Below are 16,068 nucleotides of genomic sequence, written 5' to 3'. Positions count from 1 at the left end.
TCCATGCCCTCCCACTCAAACACCTCATTTCTGGCACGTCTTCGGCATAGCGGCGGCAACCTCATCCAGGCCGCGGCGGAATGGCATACCGGCTACGATGAACGTGTCGGCATCAGCGGCAGCATCATCCAAAGCCACCCTTCCGGCGATGCCCCCGGCACGGATGGCCTGACCCTGGGTGAACGCAAAGGTGAAAAATATCACGGGCCCGGCAAACTCGTTGATGAAAGCATTACCAACGATGGCTGGTGGACCCATCCCTCGCTGTACACCATCGGCAGTCAGGCTTATGCCTCCGCCGCATCCATCGTCACGCCCGAGGGCCGCAATATTTTTACCTACGATGACAAAAGCGGCTTTTTCTACCGCCATTACGACATCGTCAAGCGCGGTGGCGCCTATGACCTCCAGCCGCGGGAAACCCCGACCATCATCGACAAGGATGTCATGGTTGCGCTGAATAACGCCATCTATGATCTTATCCTTGATCCTTCGGCCTATAAACCATCCGCCAAACAGCTGATGCTGAAAATCCCCTCAATGGGTGACCCCATCACCGCAGAAGAGCTTTTCCGCTCCTGCGCGCCAGACCGTAATAATGATTTCGAACACATTGCCATCGCGGTGCTCTGTTCCAATTATGGCGATTATTTTTATGCCAATGCTGGAAAACACCAGCTTTTCAGCAGCCACAAACCCATGCTTGACGACGAAGGTCATGGCCATATTTCCAACGACACCGGCATGCTGGCAATGGCTTCGCGTGAAGAAATCCGCTCCAAAAGCATCCGCATCGACACGGCCTGGGTTCCCACCCTGTTCACATGCTTTCATTACCTCGAGCAGGGCAGATCGCTGGACGAGCTTTCCATCTCCGAGCCAGACCAACATATGCTAAACGTGTTTCTGGAACAGAATCGCGGGTGCAGCCTGCTAAGGCGCTGATCAGGCGTCCTGCCTGAGAATGTTGATATTCAGGCCACGTTCGCTAAACCCATAAAAAGCGATCACTAGCGGGCGCAGCATTTCCGGATTTCCCGGCCCGCTGAACAGAACGTGGGCATATTTAGCCAAATCGAAACACGTATTGTTCTTTATATATTCCCGTATCTTCAACCACATCGGAACGCGTGCCGTCGCATAGCAGTAATGCTCTTCTCCATTTTCCGTTTCATGCATCAGCATAAAGGTAATCGAGAAATCCGCGGCCAGGTGTTTTTCTCGTGCAGTTAATGTTGCCTGAGACAGCTCGCTCGCGACGGCGACTTCTGTGCGCTCACTGTCCGGCCATATTTCAGAAATAGTTATTTCGCTAGGCTTGTCCGGCTGGGCGACTTTAACGGCCAGATCCAGGATTGTTTCCTTATTAGCGACATGCTTCACATCCGCGGGTGCATAACACACCGCACCGGCATGAGCGAAAGATACATGACGCACAAGCAGTGGCGGTGCTTCGGTAGCGTTGGCATTCTTGCTGTTACGGCGCATGGCCTATCCTTGAGAAGGTGCGCCAAGCGCATGGTTGATCAATGCTTCAACCGTGGCGGACTTATTATGCCCCTCGCTCATGAAATTAAACCTTTCCGCCGGATTCAAATGGAGCGCCTGCGCAATTTGCGCGGCATTGTCCCCACGGTGTTCGGCAAAGTGATCATCCGCCTGCACGAGCTTCAAACAGCCGATCGCACTACCGACATCTCCATGACGTAGATACTCCGAAACTTGCTGGCCTGCCGCTTCCAGAAACACATCGTCGGTCTCACGCCTTGTCGCCCGGTCTGCCTCCACGCAATTTCTCAGCGTACCCACCACAAAATCAATGGGAGTGGTCGGCGCATTTCGATCATTCAGGCTTTTGACGGCTATCCTGCTATCTGCCTCAACCCCTTTGGGAAGCAGAAAGTGGTTTTCCAGGAAATTTGCCGGATTATTGGCAATCTTCTCCCATTCTCCTTTGTGCCCATGAAAATAATTCTCCAGGGCCGAGGTAAGCTGGGCGGGATTGACGGGGCGTCTCTCAAAAGCCGCGCGCAAATCAGCAACAGCAGGATCAACAGTAAAGGATTGCGTCATTTCTTCTTGAGGCGCTCCCTGTAAATACTCCAACCGGAATTCCGTTCCGGCCTGCCACATGGGATGGCTATCTGCCAATTGCTCTTTCATAATGTTCAGCCAGTTATCGAACGTATGGGCCTTGGAGTCCAATCCGCCGTTCGGCACTCTGTTTTGATTATAAAAATCTTCAATGATGTGGAAAATCTCATTCGCCATCAACGGGCCTTGGCCCTCGCCTTCGCGAACGTGGTTAACCGCTTCCACCAGATTTATTAAATTCTGCATGCCGTTTGCATCACCAATATCCCGGCCCTCGACAGTGTTATGCAATTCAAGCGCAGAAGTAAGTTTCTCCCGAATGATAAATTCCCCAACATCCATAATGCTCGAACCCGTCTTCAACCAGCCTTCTATCTCATGAACGGTAAAGGGGCGGGTTGCTTCATTCTGTTCGTTGCGCCATACGCGTATCTGGGCAGAGTAAGAACGGTCATTGGCATTTTGCAGTTCGTTCAGATAACCATCTACTTCACGGGAGGCAATGCTCGCCGAATTCGCCTGAATACGATCCGGTGCTTCCCATCGCCACATGCTGTTAAAGGTAGGGTTCCAGTTTCCTCCCGCCAGGGCTCCCAGTGGCTGTCCGTCCGGCAGGGCGCGGTCGTTAAGGATGGATATAATCGAAAAACTCTCAACCCTTAACCCCACGGTCACGGCCAATGGCCCGCGAACCAGCGTTTCATAACTGATGTTAGCGTCGGAGGCACAATCCAGCATAAAAGCGCACTGCAATACGGTATCTCGCACAACATCCGAAACAAGCGCGCCGCTCGGCAGTGCCGTATCGTCGATGTCGCCGCCGCAAACCACGGCCGCCATTTCATACATGAATGCCAGATCGCGAAACGCGCTTAAACTCCGGGGAGTAAACTGATGTGACAATGAATTGGGAACCAGTAGCCCCTGTTCCTGCAGTTCCCGAAATTCATGCAACGCTTTTGCCGCAAGTTTTTCCAGCGATCCTGCTGCAATACCCTCGGAATCAAATTGGTTGAGCTTTTTCACCATATACAGATCATTCTACAATTATTACCCGTATAAAATAACATTAACTAATTAATTAATTATTAGTTTTGCTATTTACTACCAGTCGCCCCGAGGCTATCAAACCCCATGCTCATCGATTCCCACTGCCACCTGAATTATCCTGACTTCGCCCCGGATTATGCCGACATGCTGGCCCGCGCGGGCAATGCGGGTGTCGGCCTGATGCAGACCATCTGCACCAAAATGGAGGAATTCCCTACTGTTCTGGCCATAGCAGAGGCCAATTCTACCATCTATTGTTCCATCGGCGTGCATCCCCACCATGCGGGAGAAGGGGAAATGGTCACGACAGCCGAATTACTGGAAAAAAGCGCCCATCCCAAGGTCATCGGCCTGGGCGAAACGGGGCTGGACTACTATTACGAACATTCCCCGCGCGAGGCCCAGCGCGAGAGCTTCCGCCGCCACATCGCCGCCAGCCAGCAAAACGGGCTTCCCATCATCGTCCACACCCGCGATGCCGATGACGATACCCTCGCCATTCTGGAAGAAACACAGAATGCAGCCCCTTTTCCGGCCCTCATCCACTGTTTCAGCTCAAGCCGTGCCTTGGCGGAACACTGCTTGAACATGGGCATTTACATTTCGCTTTCCGGTATTCTCACTTTCAAAAAAGCCGAAGAGCTGCGCGCCACCGCAAAAGACATACCGCTCAACCGCATCCTGATTGAAACCGACGCTCCCTACCTCGCCCCCATCCCCTATCGCGGCAAACGCAACGAACCTGCCTATGTGAAGGAAGTCGCCCAATGCCTGGCGGAACTAAGAGGGGTTTCGGCAGAGGAAATCGGCCATGCCACGACGGAGAATTTTTTCCGGCTCTTTAAAAAAGCGACGCGTCCCTAGGCAAGGCCGGGCGCCGTATCATGCTGTTTCCAGAAGCTTTCGAGAAACGCGGCATCCGCCCACTGGGTTGCATCCTTCACCAGCAATTGCAGCGCGGCCCGCGTGATATGCTGATCGGCGGGTAAATGGTTGCCCGCCCCCAGCACCACATTCACCCCTTCGCATGCCTTGATGCCGTCGGCGATCAGGGCTTTGGTCTCCCCACGCACCACATGCAGCATGCCTTCTTCATAAACCGTGCCGATGACGTGGCATTTCTGAAGAATCTCCACCGCCACCGCTTCGGGCTTCGCTCCGTGGAGCACCTCCGGATGCTGGGCAGCCCACAGGCCTGCCAGTCCTTGAATAACGCCTTCCACGAATGGTTCCGGGGATGCCGTCAATATCACCAACCGGCCGTCCTTGAGCACATGGGTAAACAGCACATCCAGCGCTTCGTGAAATGCCCGGTGCTGATAGATGGCTTCGGTCCGCTCGTGGCCGAAGGCGTGCAGAAGCCGCCCGATATAATAGCCGCCGGGCGCATCGCGATAATGATAAAATGCATTCGCCGCCGCTTTCAGGATATTATCAGGCCTGCCCAGAAAGCCGTAACTGCTCAGCATGGTACCGTCAAAATCAACCAGCGCGACATTAGCCCCGGGCTGAAGGCACAGACCGCTAACCGTTCGGTTTATCCAGTTCTGATGGGCATCTGACATGGTATGTACTAAACGTGTGATACCAACCTAACACGAATTTATTACATTTTGGCATGTCTCAACGCCTGGCCCATCCTTCCTTACATATCACCGCCACCCTGCTGGGCTGCGGTTCCTCTTCCGGCGTCCCGCTGATTGGCTGTCATTGCGTGGCCTGCAGCTCCCCAAACCCCAAAAATAACCGGTCCAGAGCCTCTTTGCTGGTGGACGCGCGCTCAACGGGAGCGAATAAGGCCACCCGCCTGCTTATCGACACCTCGCCAGACCTCCGCCAACAGGCCCTCAAACATAACATCACCACCGTGGATGGCATTCTGTTCACCCATGACCATGCCGACCATACCCACGGCATCGACGACGTGCGCAGCTTCAATTACCACCGCTCCGGCATCGTCCCCGCCTGGGCGGATGCTGTGACCATTGCCACCCTGAGGGAACGCTTCGGCTACGTCTTTCGCCCGCCGAAACCGGAATTCGGCTGGTACGCCCCTGCACTGGATTTTCGGCAGATTCCCGACCCGCTCACGCCGTTTGAGGCAGCAGGCATCCCGGTTATTCCCTTCTGGCAGGATCACGGCAGAGTCAGAAGCCTGGGTTTTCGCATCGGCAATTTAGCCTATTCCACCGATGCGAAAGCCCTCGACGAAACGGCCTTCGGCATTCTGCAGGGCGTGGATACCTGGATCGTGGATTGCCTCAAGGAAACCCCGACCTGGAGCCACTCACACCTGGAGCAGACCCTGGAATGGATCGAGCGCGTCAAACCCCGCCGCGCCATCCTCACCCATATGTCGCATGAGCTGGAATACGAAGCCCTGAGCACCAAACTGCCGCCGGGCACGGAGCCCAGCTATGACGGCATGGTGATCACGCTTTGACCCGGGCCTGAGCGTCTTCCGCCTGCAAGGCCGTTTGCGTCAGCGCGCTGTCGAGCTTCAACCCGTGTAGGTGAATCGGCTCGCCCGGCTCGGGGTGCCCCAGTTTGCTGGCCGCCGAATCCTGGGACTTATGGTTATAGCGCACCCAGAGCTCCGCCAGCCCGCGCTCACCCCAGCCGGAACTCCCGCGCGAAAGATTATGCTGCCCAAGCGAGGTGGCAAAACTCTCGCGCTCCGTCGTCGGCACCTCGAACAATTTGCCATTGCTGGGCAGATGCACATGGATATCGCCCACACGCTGAATATCTTCAAAAAACTGCGCCAGCTTCACATTGCCATAGCCATCCACATAGGCGATGCGGCTTTCCGTCAATGCCGGAATCGCCTGATAAAGGTCCTGCAGGTTCAGCACATGCAGGTTGAAATCCGGCCCGAAACTGAGCCCGGCCTGCCAGGGCAGGCGCGAAAGGGTTTGAATCACGCTTTGCCCGTTATGGTGGGCGGGGCGTGCAGCCAGCGTCAATGCAGCGGCATCGGGAGAAATAATGCGCGCGCCATTTTCAAGCTCCGCAAAAAAGCTCGCCGGGCTGTCGGAAAGCTGCTTGAAGGCTGCCTGCGTCGGCACCACAAACAGGGCGCGGTTCGGCAGCGCCTTGCTGTCGGTATTGGCCGCCAGCTGGGTGGCGACAAAACTCGACTCAAGCCTCTGGTCATCCGGCGTGGTGCTTTTCAATGGAATAAAGTCGATCTCCGCGCCGGGATTAGCCTCGCGCACCCGCGGCAGCAGCTTATCCGCCAATGCGGAGGGCGCCACTATCGTGACATACCCCTGCGCCGCATTACCGGGGTGTTTCGGCCGGCTGTCAGCTAGCACATCCAGCTTGCCCGCCAGTTCAAAGCGTGCGCGTTTTTCTTCCGCTTCCGGCAGCGGGTCCACGGTCACGGTCTCGCGGAAGCGGGAACGGTCACCCGTCAGCACGCGCACCACTTCCTGCGGAAACAAATCGCGCGAACGAAACTGCGTATTGCCTTTGTCGAATTCGATAGTATGCAGCAGCGCTGCCTGCCAGCCCTGGCGAAGCAGAGAGAAGCTGTTGCCCGACTCCTGCGAGCCGGAAGCCACACCCACCACGGGAACTTTCTTTCCGTTGGCGGCCTCTATCTCGATATGCGCGAGCCCTTCCCCCACATTGCCGAGCTTGGGCTTTCCATCCAGACGCGGGGCCGTGTTGTGATACACCGTGTCATATTTCCCCGATGCCGCCGCCTCTTTCACCAGCACCGCCGTCTGCGCGATGTCGAAGGAATCGACACTGGCAATATCGATATCGAGCCGGATGCCCGCCTTGGCGGCATGTTCGTGCAGCTTCTGAACAACTTCGTAAAAAGCGAGATCCTGGGTGCCGTAATCCCCCACGACCAGAAGTTTCTTGGTGATCGGTTGTGCCTGGTTTGTCATGATCAAGTTCCTTGGTTTGATAAATTGGCTCAAACCAAATTGCCCGCTAGAGAACCCGCGATTCAGGCAAAAACAAAGCCCGTCACGCGGGCGGCGTGACGGGCTTTCGCTCGTCGTACCGCTTTAGCCGTTTATTTTGAGTGCCCGCAATTTGGTAAAAATCAGCACTTGGTCCGTTACTCATACGAAAAACCGCCCCATCTCGCAACTGCGAAATGGGCCGTCATAAATATTTCACGCACCCACCGGCATCGCCTCTTATACAGAAGAGGCCACGCATACCGCAGTATAGGCCTTGGCTTTGAGAAAAAATTAAGCTAGCCCTTTTATGTAGAGTTTCTCAGCAACCTTCGGTCACCATGCCAGCACAGCACCGTCACACGGTAGAAAAAATCAAGAGCGGCGCCTATTTCAGCGAGGCGCTCACCTGGTATGACGCCGTCTACCACGCGCCAATTATCACCAAGGCCTATTCAGTCGTGGTGACGATGGTGGCCATTGGCGCCATCTGGTTTGCCATTTCCGGCCTGCTGGAACTCATGCCCATTCAGAAGCAGGAACCTTTTGTGATGGTGGTGAAGGACCTGGAAAATTTTGAAACCAACATGAAACCGCTGACCAACCGCACTGGGGATGCCAACGAGGCCCTGCTGGATTTCTTCGTGAAGGATTATGTCAAAAACCGTGAGTCCTACGATTACAGCAGGTTCAGCGTTTATTCTGCCCGCATCCGCGCTCAAAGCAACGACGAAGCCTATTCCGAATACAAGCGCTACCAGAACACCGGCAATGCCGAAAGTCCCGTCGTGCGGTTTGAGGCCCACACCATCCGCACTGTCAGGGTCACCGCCATCCGTTACAATACCGAGCCGGAATTCGAGGATGCCGCCAGCACGCCTTCTTCCGCCATTGTCAGCTTTGAAGCCACGGAAACCGGCCCCAAAGGCACGCGTGACACAACCGGCAGGGTCAAGCTGACCTTCGGCGTCACCCCGGTTGAAGTGAATCAGGATGACTACAGCATTGCCCCCATGCAGTTTCAGGTAACGCGGTACGAAGCACTGGAAGACACCCCATGAGCAGGATTGCAACCAAATCGCAAACCGGTATGATGCGCGCTATGAAAGCATGGAAACAGCTGTTCCTCTTGCCGGTTCTTGCCCTCGCCGTCCTGACGCCATCCCTGGCACTGGCGCAACGCATTCCCGTCCCCATCCCATCCGACCGCCGCATACGCACCGTGGTTTATAGCCCGAACGAAGTGGTGAAATTCGTCGGCCATTACAATTACCAGACCAGTATCGAGTTTGAAGAAGGCGAGGAGATCCAGACCATCTCCATCGGCGATTCCATTGCCTGGCAGCTTACTCCCGTCAACAACCGGCTGTTCCTGAAACCGGTCGAGCAGGCGGCCGATACCAACATGACCCTGGTCACCAACCGCCGCTCCTACCTGTTCGAGCTCCATGCGCGCGAAACGGAATCCATGAACGACCCCTCCATGGTCTTCACCCTGCGCTTCGTCTATCCGGATTCCACCCTGGGCAACGTGAGCAACTATTACCGCCAGGAAGCCCTGCCCGACCTTCAGCGCGAATCCTATAAATACAACTTCAACTATTCCATCGCCGGCGACGCCCGCAACATCGAACCCATTCGCGTGTTCGACGACGGCCGCTTCACCTATTTCGAATTCCCCCATTCCATGCCGGAACTTCCCGCCATCTTCATGGTGGATTCCGCCAACCGCGAATCCATCATCAACTTCCGCATCCGCGGCACCTACATGGTGGTGGAGCGCATTGCCTCGCGCTTCACGCTCCGCCAGGGCGCGGATGTGATCTGCGTCTTCAACGAGCGCATGCCCCAGCCCAAAGCGCCGGAAGCCAAAAAGGAATAATCGCCGCTAACGCTTCAGTGCCACCACCATCCCTTCGATGGTCGGCAGCAGGCAGCCGTCGAAACGCCTCATCACTTCCGCATTGAACCGCCGCATCCCTTCCCATTGCGCCTTGCTGACGCCTTCGGGCTGTGTGGTTTTCGGCGCATGACCGAACAGAAGCGTGTTGTCCCCCACCAGCAGCCCGCCCGGGACCAGGTGCTTCTCCGCCCAGTCCAGATAAGCCGGGTAAGCCGCCTTATCGGCATCAATGAACACCATCTCAAGCGGTACTGGCGGCACGAACCCTTCCAGGCTCGCCCGCGCATCCCCTTCCATCACGGTCACCCGCTCGCTCAGGCCCGCCTGTGCGACGTGCTCGCGCCCCTGCCGCGCGAAATTCGGGTTCTTCTCCCAGGTAATCAGCCTGCCATCTACCGGCATGGCGCGCGCCATGGATATGGCGGAAAAACCCATAAAACACCCAAACTCCACCACCATGCGCGGCTGCTTGAGCTTTACCAGCAAAGCCAGAAACCTCGCCTCCGCCGCCGATAGCTGCATATGGTAATGCCCGGCCTCCTTTGCATGTTCAGCAACGACACGGCCAAACTCATCCAGCGGGTGCAGCATGGCAAGGTATGCATTCAAACTCTCATCGTCATTGCGCATCATGGCGGGTCAGGATAATTTCGGGTGAACGACAGGGATAAATAATGGCACAGTTTACGACCATTTTGCTTGAAGTGAACGAAAAAGGCGTGGCCACCGTCACGCTCAACCGCCCCGATGTGCATAACGCCTTCGATGCCACGATGATTATCGAGCTCACCAAGGCTGCCGACCTGCTGGAAAAAGACCCCGCCGTGCATCTGGTTGTTCTACGCGGCGCAGGCAAAAGCTTCTGCGCGGGTGGGGACATGAACTGGCTGCGCGATGTCAAAGCCTTCACGCCCGAGGAAAGCGAGGCCGACAGCCAGCGCCTTGCCCGGCTCTTCGATCATTGGCAGCAGCTTTCCCGCCCCGTCATCGGCGTGGCGCAGGGGGCCAGCCTCGGCGGTGGCACGGGCCTCGTCAGCATTTGCGATTATGTGCTGGCCGATGCCAACGCCACCTTCGGCCTCACGGAAGCGCGACTCGGCCTGGTGCCCGCCGTCATCTCTCCTTACGTCATGGCCAAAATCGGCCCGAGCCATGCGCGCGCGCTCTTCACCAGCGGCATCCGCATCTCGGCCGACCGCGCCCGCGCCATCGGCCTGGTGCATGAAGTAGCCTCGCATGGGTTGGAAGACCGGGTCGATATGATCATCAACGAATATCTCAAATGCGGCCCGCAGGCCATGCGCCATGCCAAACATCTGGTGGGCGAACTTCTCAAGCTCGCCCCGCACGGCCATGACAGCGTGCAGCGCCATACCATCCGCCTCATCACCGAGCTCCGCCAAAGCGCCGAGGCGCAGGAAGGCCTGGATGCCGCCCTCGCCAAACGCGCACCCGCATGGGTAAAGCCATGAGCGGCATCCATCGTTTGCTGATCGCCAATCGCGGGGAAATCGCCAGCCGCATCATCGCCACCTGTCACCGCATGGGCATCGATACCGTCGCGCTCGCCGCCCCGGGTGACGAAACCCTTCCCTATGCCGCGCAGGCCACCTATTGCCACCTGCTTTCAGGCGCAACGCTGGCGGAAACCTACCTGAACATCCCCGCCATTATCCAGGCCGCCAAACAGCATAAGGCCGATGCCATCCATCCCGGTTACGGCTTCCTGTCCGAGAACGCCGCCTTTGCCGAGGCGGTGAAAAAAGCGGGCCTCATCTGGGTCGGCCCTCCCGCAAAAAGCATCCGCGCCATGGGCTCCAAAGCAGCCGCCCGCCAGTGCGCAACCAAGCTCGGCATCCCGGTGGTGCCCGGTTACGACGGCGAGGCGCAGGATGAAAAAACCCTGCTGAAAGAGGCCGCCCGCATCGGCTTTCCTCTGCTCGTCAAGGCTGCGGCCGGCGGCGGTGGCAAGGGCATGCGCGTGGTGGAGGAAAAATCCGCCCTTGCCACCGCCATTGCCTTGGCGAAATCCGAAAGCAAAACCTCCTTCGGCGACGACCGCCTGATTCTCGAGCGCTACCTCACCCGCCCCCGCCACATCGAAATTCAACTGATGGCCGACACACACGGCACCGTCCTCGCCATCGGCGCGCGCGACTGTTCCATCCAGCGCCGCCACCAGAAGGTGCTGGAAGAATCCCCCGCCCCCAACCTCCCCGCCACCATGCTGGCGGAGATGGAATCCGCCGCCATCCGTCTGGCGAAAAACATCGGCTATACCGGCGCGGGCACCATCGAGCTGATGCTGGAGGAATCCAGCGGCGAATGGTTTTTCCTGGAAATGAACACCCGCCTGCAGGTGGAACATCCCGTCACCGAACTTGTCCACGGGCTTGATCTGGTTGCCATGCAGCTTGCCGTCGCCTCTGGTGAAAAACTCCCCAAAACCATCCCCCCAGCCCGCGGCCATGCCATCGAGGCACGCCTCTGCGCCGAGGACCCCGACGCGGGCTTTCTCCCCTCCACCGGGATGATCGAGCATCTCGTGCTGCCGAACCTGCCGGGCATCCGTTACGATGTCGGTTACGCGGCCGGTCATGCCATCACCCCGCAATATGACCCCATGATCGGCAAGATTATCGCCTATGGCACCACGCGGGAGGAAGCACGCCAGCGCCTGCTGCACGCGCTCCGCTCCATCATCATGGTCGGCCCCGCCACCAACCGCGACTACCTCTGCCGCCTGCTCGCGCACCCGGCATTCGCTAAAGCAAAACTTTCCACCGGCTTTATTACCGAACATGAGAAGAAACTCACCAGGCCTCCCCTCTCGCAATCCCAACGTGCCGCACTGCTAGCCGCGCACCTTCTCTCGGATGCATCCCCGGGCGCAGTAGGCGCCGCCCACACAACACAACACACCGTCTGGCAGCAGATTGGAAAACTCCATGGCTGAACAACGCTTTCGCATTTCCGGCGCCGATGTCACGGTGGACAACCTGCGGCAGCAGGCAGGCCGCATGGAATTCACACTGGGCGGCAACCACTGGTATTTTGAAAAAGTCACCCTCCCAAACGGCCAGCTGCTGCTGTTACAGAAAAACGAAGCGGGCGACGTCATTTCGCAACATCCCCTCGCCACCGGCAAACCCAACCGCAACGGCGCGCGCACCATCTGGCTGGGCGGGGTGGACGCCGTGGTGGAGCCTATCCGCAAAGGTCAACAGGCTACATCCGCAGGCTCCGGCACCATCGCAGCACCCATGACCGGCACCCTGCGCGCCGTGAACGTAAAAGCAGGCAGCAAGGTAAAAACCGGCGACACGCTTATGGTGCTGGAAGCCATGAAACTCCAGCTCGCCATCAACGCCCCCGTTACCGGCACGGTAAAAAGCTGCGGCGCCAAAGCGGGCAGCCTGGTGCAGCAGGGCGACATCCTCGCCATCATCGAGGCGGATAAAAAATGAGCAACGATCCTGTCACCATCGTCGAGGTAGGCGCACGCGACGGCCTGCAATACGAGGCCGCCATCCTGCCCGTGGAACAACGGCTGGAACTGCTGAAACGCCTCTCCTCCACTGGGCTGAAACGCATCGAAGGCGGCAGCTTCGTCAACCCGAAAATCCTGCCGCAAATGGCCGGGTCCGACGAATTGGCCAGACTGGTTCAAGGCATGGACTGGCCCCAGGGCATCCGCTTCTCCTGGCTGGTACCGAACGAACGCGGCCTGGACATTGCGCTGGATGCGGGAGTACGCGAAATCGCTCTCTTCATCGCCACCTCCGATGCCTTTTCCAAAGCCAACATCAACTGCACCGTGGAGGAATCCTTCCAGCGCATCGCCCCCGTGGCGGAACGCGCATTGAAAGCGGGCATGAAGGTGCGGGGCTATGTTTCCACCATCTTCGGTTTCATGGATGAGGTGATTGCGCCCGAACGCACCATGCAGGTCACCCAACGGCTGCTCGATCTCGGCTGTTACGAAGTCTCCCTGGGCGACACCACCGGCATCGGCACGCCGCAAACCACCGCCGCCCTGCTTGAACAGGCGCGTCGGCAAAACATTCCTTTCAACAGGCTCGCCCTCCACCTGCACGATACCGGCGGCCGCGCTATTGAAAACATCGCCGTCGGTTACGACATGGGCATCCGCACCTTTGACAGCGCCGTCGGCGGCCTTGGCGGTTGCCCCTTCGCCGGTTCACCCAAGGGCAATGTCGCCACATCGCTGGTGCTGGATTTCTTCGACCAAAAAAACATTCCCCATGGCATTGATCCGGCAGCCATCACCGACACCGCCGACTGGGTGAAAAAGCTCGTCGGCAAGGCCTGAGCCTTCTCTGTTATCCGAGTATCAGGGTCCGCCATTCACCCAGTTCAATCACCTCGACCTTCTTAAGCCCATACAACGCAAAGGCCTCTTCCACCTGCCACTGCCGCCATGCCAGAATGCCCGAAAGCACAATGGCTCCGCCTGGCGCATGCAACCGGGCGATATCATCCGCCATGCCGATGATCGGCTCCGCAAAAATGTTGCACAGGATCAGCCCATACGGCGCCCGTGTGCCAATCTCCGCATGCTGCGCGCCATCTGCCCGCACCGCGTGAATATGCCCACCCAGCCCGGCCTGCTCGGCATTCAGCCGTGTCGTCTCTACCGCCTCCTGCATGATGTCCGAAGCCACGATACGCGCGCCCGGCCAGTAATGCGCCGCCGCCAGCGAGAGCAGTCCCGACCCGCAGCCGATATCCAGAATCGCCGCTGGCTCAATAACTCCTGCAAGCCCGCCTATGGCCTGCAATGCCCCGATGGTGGAAGGATGCTGCCCAGTGCCGAACGCCGCCCCGGCCTGAAACTCCAGAGCCTGAAACTCAGGGCTATTCGCCACTATTCAGCAAATCCTCGAGCTTCTTGATGAAAGCCGGGCTCTCCCAGTCGATCGCCCCGCGAATGCGCGCGCGCTCCCGCCCGTGCCGGTCGATCAGCAAAGTGGTCGGCAATCCCGGGATATGTAAATTGGAATAACTGGCGGCATCCTGGTTGTAATAGATGCCGAGATAGCGCACGCCGTATTGGTTATAGAACTGCGTCACCACCTGCTGGGCGCTTTTTTCCTGCGTTCCCCGGTCCTGGGCGACGGAAATCACCGCCAGGCCTTTATAACCGTACCGCCCCTGAAGCCGGTCCAGCGCGGGCATTTCCCGCACGCAGGGTGGGCACCAGGTTGCCCAGAAATTGAGCATCACCACATAGCCCCGATATTGCGACAGGTAATATTCCTTGCCCAGCTGGTCGTTAAAGCTGATATCGGGAATGGCGACCGGCGACGGATGCTCGTCGATCTGGGTCTCCTCCATGTCGCTTCCGGGCCGGGTTCCCATGGCCAGTGCTGGCAGGGGGTGACTCACCGCCAGCCACATGCTACATACAAGCCCAATCATCCAAACCTGTTTCATTACATCCTCCATGGCTGCTAAAAAACCATATAGCTCAAATGCTGCTCCGCAACAACCGCCCTCCCAAAAAGCAGGGGGTAACAAGATGTGGGGCGGCCATTTCTCGCGTGGCCCGGCGGAAGCCATGCAGACCATCAACCCTTCCATCGGCGTGGATAAACACCTTTACCGCCAGGATATTGCCGGTTCCCGTGCCCATGCCGCCATGCTGGCCGCCAGCAGCATCATCAGCCGGGCGGACCATGAAGCCATTCTGAATGGCCTCAAGCAGATTGAAAAAGAAATCGCCGACGGTCAATTCACTTTTACCGATGCGCTGGAAGACATCCACATGCATGTGGAGCACCGCCTGGCGGAACTCATCGGCGAAAGCGCCGGGCGCCTGCACACCGCCCGCTCGCGTAATGACCAGGTCATCACCGATGTGCGCCTCTTCACGCGTGAAGCCTGCGATGCCGTGCTAGAATCCATCAAGCGCCTGCAACGCGCCCTCTATGCGCGCGCCGACGAGCATGTCGAAACCATCATGCCCGGCTTCACCCACCTTCAGCCCGCGCAGCCCGTCACCCTCGGCCATCATCTCCTCGCCTATGTGGAAATGCTCGCGCGAGATGCGGGCCGCTTCGCCGACTGCCGCAAACGCCTCAACGAATGTCCGCTTGGCGCCGCCGCTCTCGCGGGAACCTCCTTCCCGATCGACCGCGACATGACCGCCAAAACCCTCGGTTTCATCAAGCCGATGGGTAATTCGCTGGATGCCGTGGCCAGCCGCGATTTTGCCATCGAATTCCTCGCCGCGGGCGCCATCATGGCCACGCACCTTTCCCGCCTGTGCGAGGAGCTCATCAACTGGTCCACCCCCATGTGGCGTTTCATCACCCTGTCGGAGGCCTTCACCACCGGCAGCTCCATCATGCCGCAAAAACGCAACCCCGATGCCGCCGAACTGGTGCGCGGCAAAACGGGGCGCATCACCGGCTCACTGGTGCAGATGCTCACGCTGCTAAAATCCCTCCCGCTCGCCTACAATAAGGACCTTCGGGAAGACAAGGAAGCTATCATCGATGCAGCCACACAGCTTCCCCTATGCCTCGCCGCGGTGGAAGGCATGATCGCCGACATGCAGATTCATAAAGACCGCATGCTCCAGGCCGCCAGCGCTGGTTACTCAACCGCTACCGACCTGGCGGACTGGCTGGTGCAAAGCCTGAACATTCCCTTCCGTCAGGCACACCACATCACCGGCAGAATCGTCAAGCTCGCCGAGGATAAATCCTGCGAACTGAACGCCCTCTCCCTGGCCGAGATGCAGACCGTCGAACCACGCATCACGCAGGATGTCTTTTCACGCCTGAGCGTGGAGCAATCGGTTGCCAGCCGTATGAGCTACGGCGGCACCGCGCCCTACCGCATACGTGAACAACTTCGCCGCTGGAAACGGGAGCTCGACCTATGACCCTCACCCGTCTGTTAGTCATGAACCTGCTTATCCTCAGCCTCTGCGCCTGCGGCGTGAAGCGCGACCTCCGCCTGCCGGACGACGACACGCGGGAATCCAGCCCGAGCGGCGTGCTGCCGGAAAAATCCATGCCGGATGTGGAAACGCTGAAAAACCCTGTATACGACCCCAGTTTGAGACGCTGA

The 16,068-nt window shown here is 58.2% G+C and carries 18 protein-coding genes; 11 read left to right on the top strand and 7 right to left on the bottom strand.

Annotation, left to right across the window (positions count from 1 at the left end; genetic code table 11):
* The first annotated feature begins 3 nt into the window (after window positions 1-3).
* A complete protein-coding gene (locus GC177_07855) occupies window positions 4-945 on the top strand; it encodes a hypothetical protein (GenBank protein ID MBI1275871.1) in 942 nt (313 codons plus the stop codon).
* Here the strand turns inward: GC177_07855 and GC177_07850 are convergent, their stop codons facing one another.
* Together GC177_07850 and GC177_07845 are read right to left on the bottom strand one after the other, a co-directional pair.
* Window positions 946-1,488, bottom strand: coding sequence for a hypothetical protein (locus GC177_07850; GenBank protein MBI1275870.1), 543 nt, complete (start codon window positions 1,486-1,488; stop codon window positions 946-948).
* Between the two features lie 3 nt (window positions 1,489-1,491).
* Window positions 1,492-3,123 carry a hypothetical protein gene (locus tag GC177_07845; protein MBI1275869.1) on the bottom strand — a complete coding sequence of 544 codons (1,632 nt, stop codon included), beginning with the start codon at window positions 3,121-3,123 and terminating at the stop codon, window positions 1,492-1,494.
* A 105-nt stretch (window positions 3,124-3,228) separates the two neighbouring features.
* Between GC177_07845 and GC177_07840 the strand changes: the two genes are divergently transcribed.
* Complete coding sequence (locus tag GC177_07840) at window positions 3,229-4,008, top strand: YchF/TatD family DNA exonuclease (protein ID MBI1275868.1); 780 nt, start codon at window positions 3,229-3,231, stop codon at window positions 4,006-4,008.
* On the opposite strand, the gene GC177_07835 is transcribed toward GC177_07840, so the two are convergent.
* Window positions 4,005-4,709: a hypothetical protein gene (locus tag GC177_07835; protein MBI1275867.1), complete on the bottom strand. Its 705-nt coding sequence runs from the start codon at window positions 4,707-4,709 to the stop codon at window positions 4,005-4,007. The genes GC177_07840 and GC177_07835 overlap by 4 nt on opposite strands.
* Before the next feature lie 86 nt (window positions 4,710-4,795).
* Between GC177_07835 and GC177_07830 the strand changes: the two genes are divergently transcribed.
* Window positions 4,796-5,587, top strand: coding sequence for an MBL fold metallo-hydrolase (locus GC177_07830; protein MBI1275866.1), 792 nt, complete (start codon window positions 4,796-4,798; stop codon window positions 5,585-5,587).
* Here the strand turns inward: GC177_07830 and GC177_07825 are convergent.
* Complete coding sequence (locus GC177_07825) at window positions 5,577-7,046, bottom strand: hypothetical protein (GenBank protein MBI1275865.1); 1,470 nt, start codon at window positions 7,044-7,046, stop codon at window positions 5,577-5,579. The two genes, GC177_07830 and GC177_07825, sit on opposite strands and share 11 nt — an antisense overlap.
* Before the next feature lie 359 nt (window positions 7,047-7,405).
* Here GC177_07825 and GC177_07820 point away from each other — a divergent pair, with 359 nt between their 5' ends.
* Complete coding sequence (locus GC177_07820) at window positions 7,406-8,125, top strand: hypothetical protein (GenBank protein MBI1275864.1); 720 nt, start codon at window positions 7,406-7,408, stop codon at window positions 8,123-8,125.
* Window positions 8,126-8,166: 41 nt separating this feature from the next.
* Entirely contained in the window at window positions 8,167-8,946 is a 780-nt protein-coding gene (virB9, locus tag GC177_07815; protein ID MBI1275863.1) for a P-type conjugative transfer protein VirB9, read from the top strand.
* Between the two features lie 6 nt (window positions 8,947-8,952).
* Here virB9 and GC177_07810 read toward each other — a convergent pair whose 3' ends face one another.
* Window positions 8,953-9,600 carry an O-methyltransferase gene (locus GC177_07810; protein MBI1275862.1) on the bottom strand — a complete coding sequence of 216 codons (648 nt, stop codon included), beginning with the start codon at window positions 9,598-9,600 and terminating at the stop codon, window positions 8,953-8,955.
* Between the two features lie 41 nt (window positions 9,601-9,641).
* On the opposite strand from GC177_07810, the gene GC177_07805 reads away from it, so the two are divergent.
* From GC177_07805 to GC177_07790, 4 genes are all read left to right on the top strand, one after another.
* Complete coding sequence (locus GC177_07805) at window positions 9,642-10,439, top strand: enoyl-CoA hydratase/isomerase family protein (protein ID MBI1275861.1); 798 nt, start codon at window positions 9,642-9,644, stop codon at window positions 10,437-10,439.
* Window positions 10,424-11,923, top strand: coding sequence for an ATP-grasp domain-containing protein (locus GC177_07800; GenBank protein ID MBI1275860.1), 1,500 nt, complete (start codon window positions 10,424-10,426; stop codon window positions 11,921-11,923). Before GC177_07805 ends, GC177_07800 begins: the two co-directional genes overlap by 16 nt.
* A gap of 64 nt (window positions 11,924-11,987) precedes the next feature.
* Window positions 11,988-12,434, top strand: a complete 447-nt coding sequence (locus GC177_07795; protein ID MBI1275859.1) for a biotin/lipoyl-binding protein — start codon at window positions 11,988-11,990, stop codon at window positions 12,432-12,434.
* Window positions 12,431-13,300, top strand: coding sequence for a hydroxymethylglutaryl-CoA lyase (locus tag GC177_07790; protein ID MBI1275858.1), 870 nt, complete (start codon window positions 12,431-12,433; stop codon window positions 13,298-13,300). The genes GC177_07795 and GC177_07790 overlap by 4 nt, the downstream gene beginning before the upstream one ends.
* 10 nt (window positions 13,301-13,310) lie before the next feature.
* On the opposite strand, the gene GC177_07785 is transcribed toward GC177_07790, so the two are convergent.
* Together GC177_07785 and GC177_07780 are read right to left on the bottom strand one after the other, a co-directional pair.
* Complete coding sequence (locus GC177_07785; protein ID MBI1275857.1) at window positions 13,311-13,859, bottom strand: methyltransferase domain-containing protein; 549 nt, start codon at window positions 13,857-13,859, stop codon at window positions 13,311-13,313.
* Window positions 13,846-14,571, bottom strand: coding sequence for a redoxin family protein (locus GC177_07780; protein ID MBI1275856.1), 726 nt, complete (start codon window positions 14,569-14,571; stop codon window positions 13,846-13,848). Before GC177_07780 ends, GC177_07785 begins: the two co-directional genes overlap by 14 nt.
* Between GC177_07780 and argH the strand changes: the two genes are divergently transcribed.
* Together argH and GC177_07770 are read left to right on the top strand one after the other, a co-directional pair.
* On the top strand, window positions 14,435-15,880 hold the full coding sequence (gene argH / locus GC177_07775) for an argininosuccinate lyase (protein ID MBI1275855.1): 1,446 nt from the start codon (window positions 14,435-14,437) through the stop codon (window positions 15,878-15,880). The two genes, GC177_07780 and argH, sit on opposite strands and share 137 nt — an antisense overlap.
* Window positions 15,877-16,068 (top strand): hypothetical protein, encoded by a 192-nt coding sequence (locus GC177_07770; GenBank protein MBI1275854.1) that lies wholly within the window; start codon window positions 15,877-15,879, stop codon window positions 16,066-16,068. The genes argH and GC177_07770 overlap by 4 nt, the downstream gene beginning before the upstream one ends.

The sequence above is a fragment of the bacterium genome, from assembly GCA_016124905.1.
Taxonomy (GTDB): Bacteria; Pseudomonadota; Alphaproteobacteria; order Rickettsiales; family RI-342; genus RI-342.
Note: the sequence above shows the minus strand (reverse complement) of the source record. Positions and strands in the feature narration are given on the sequence as shown.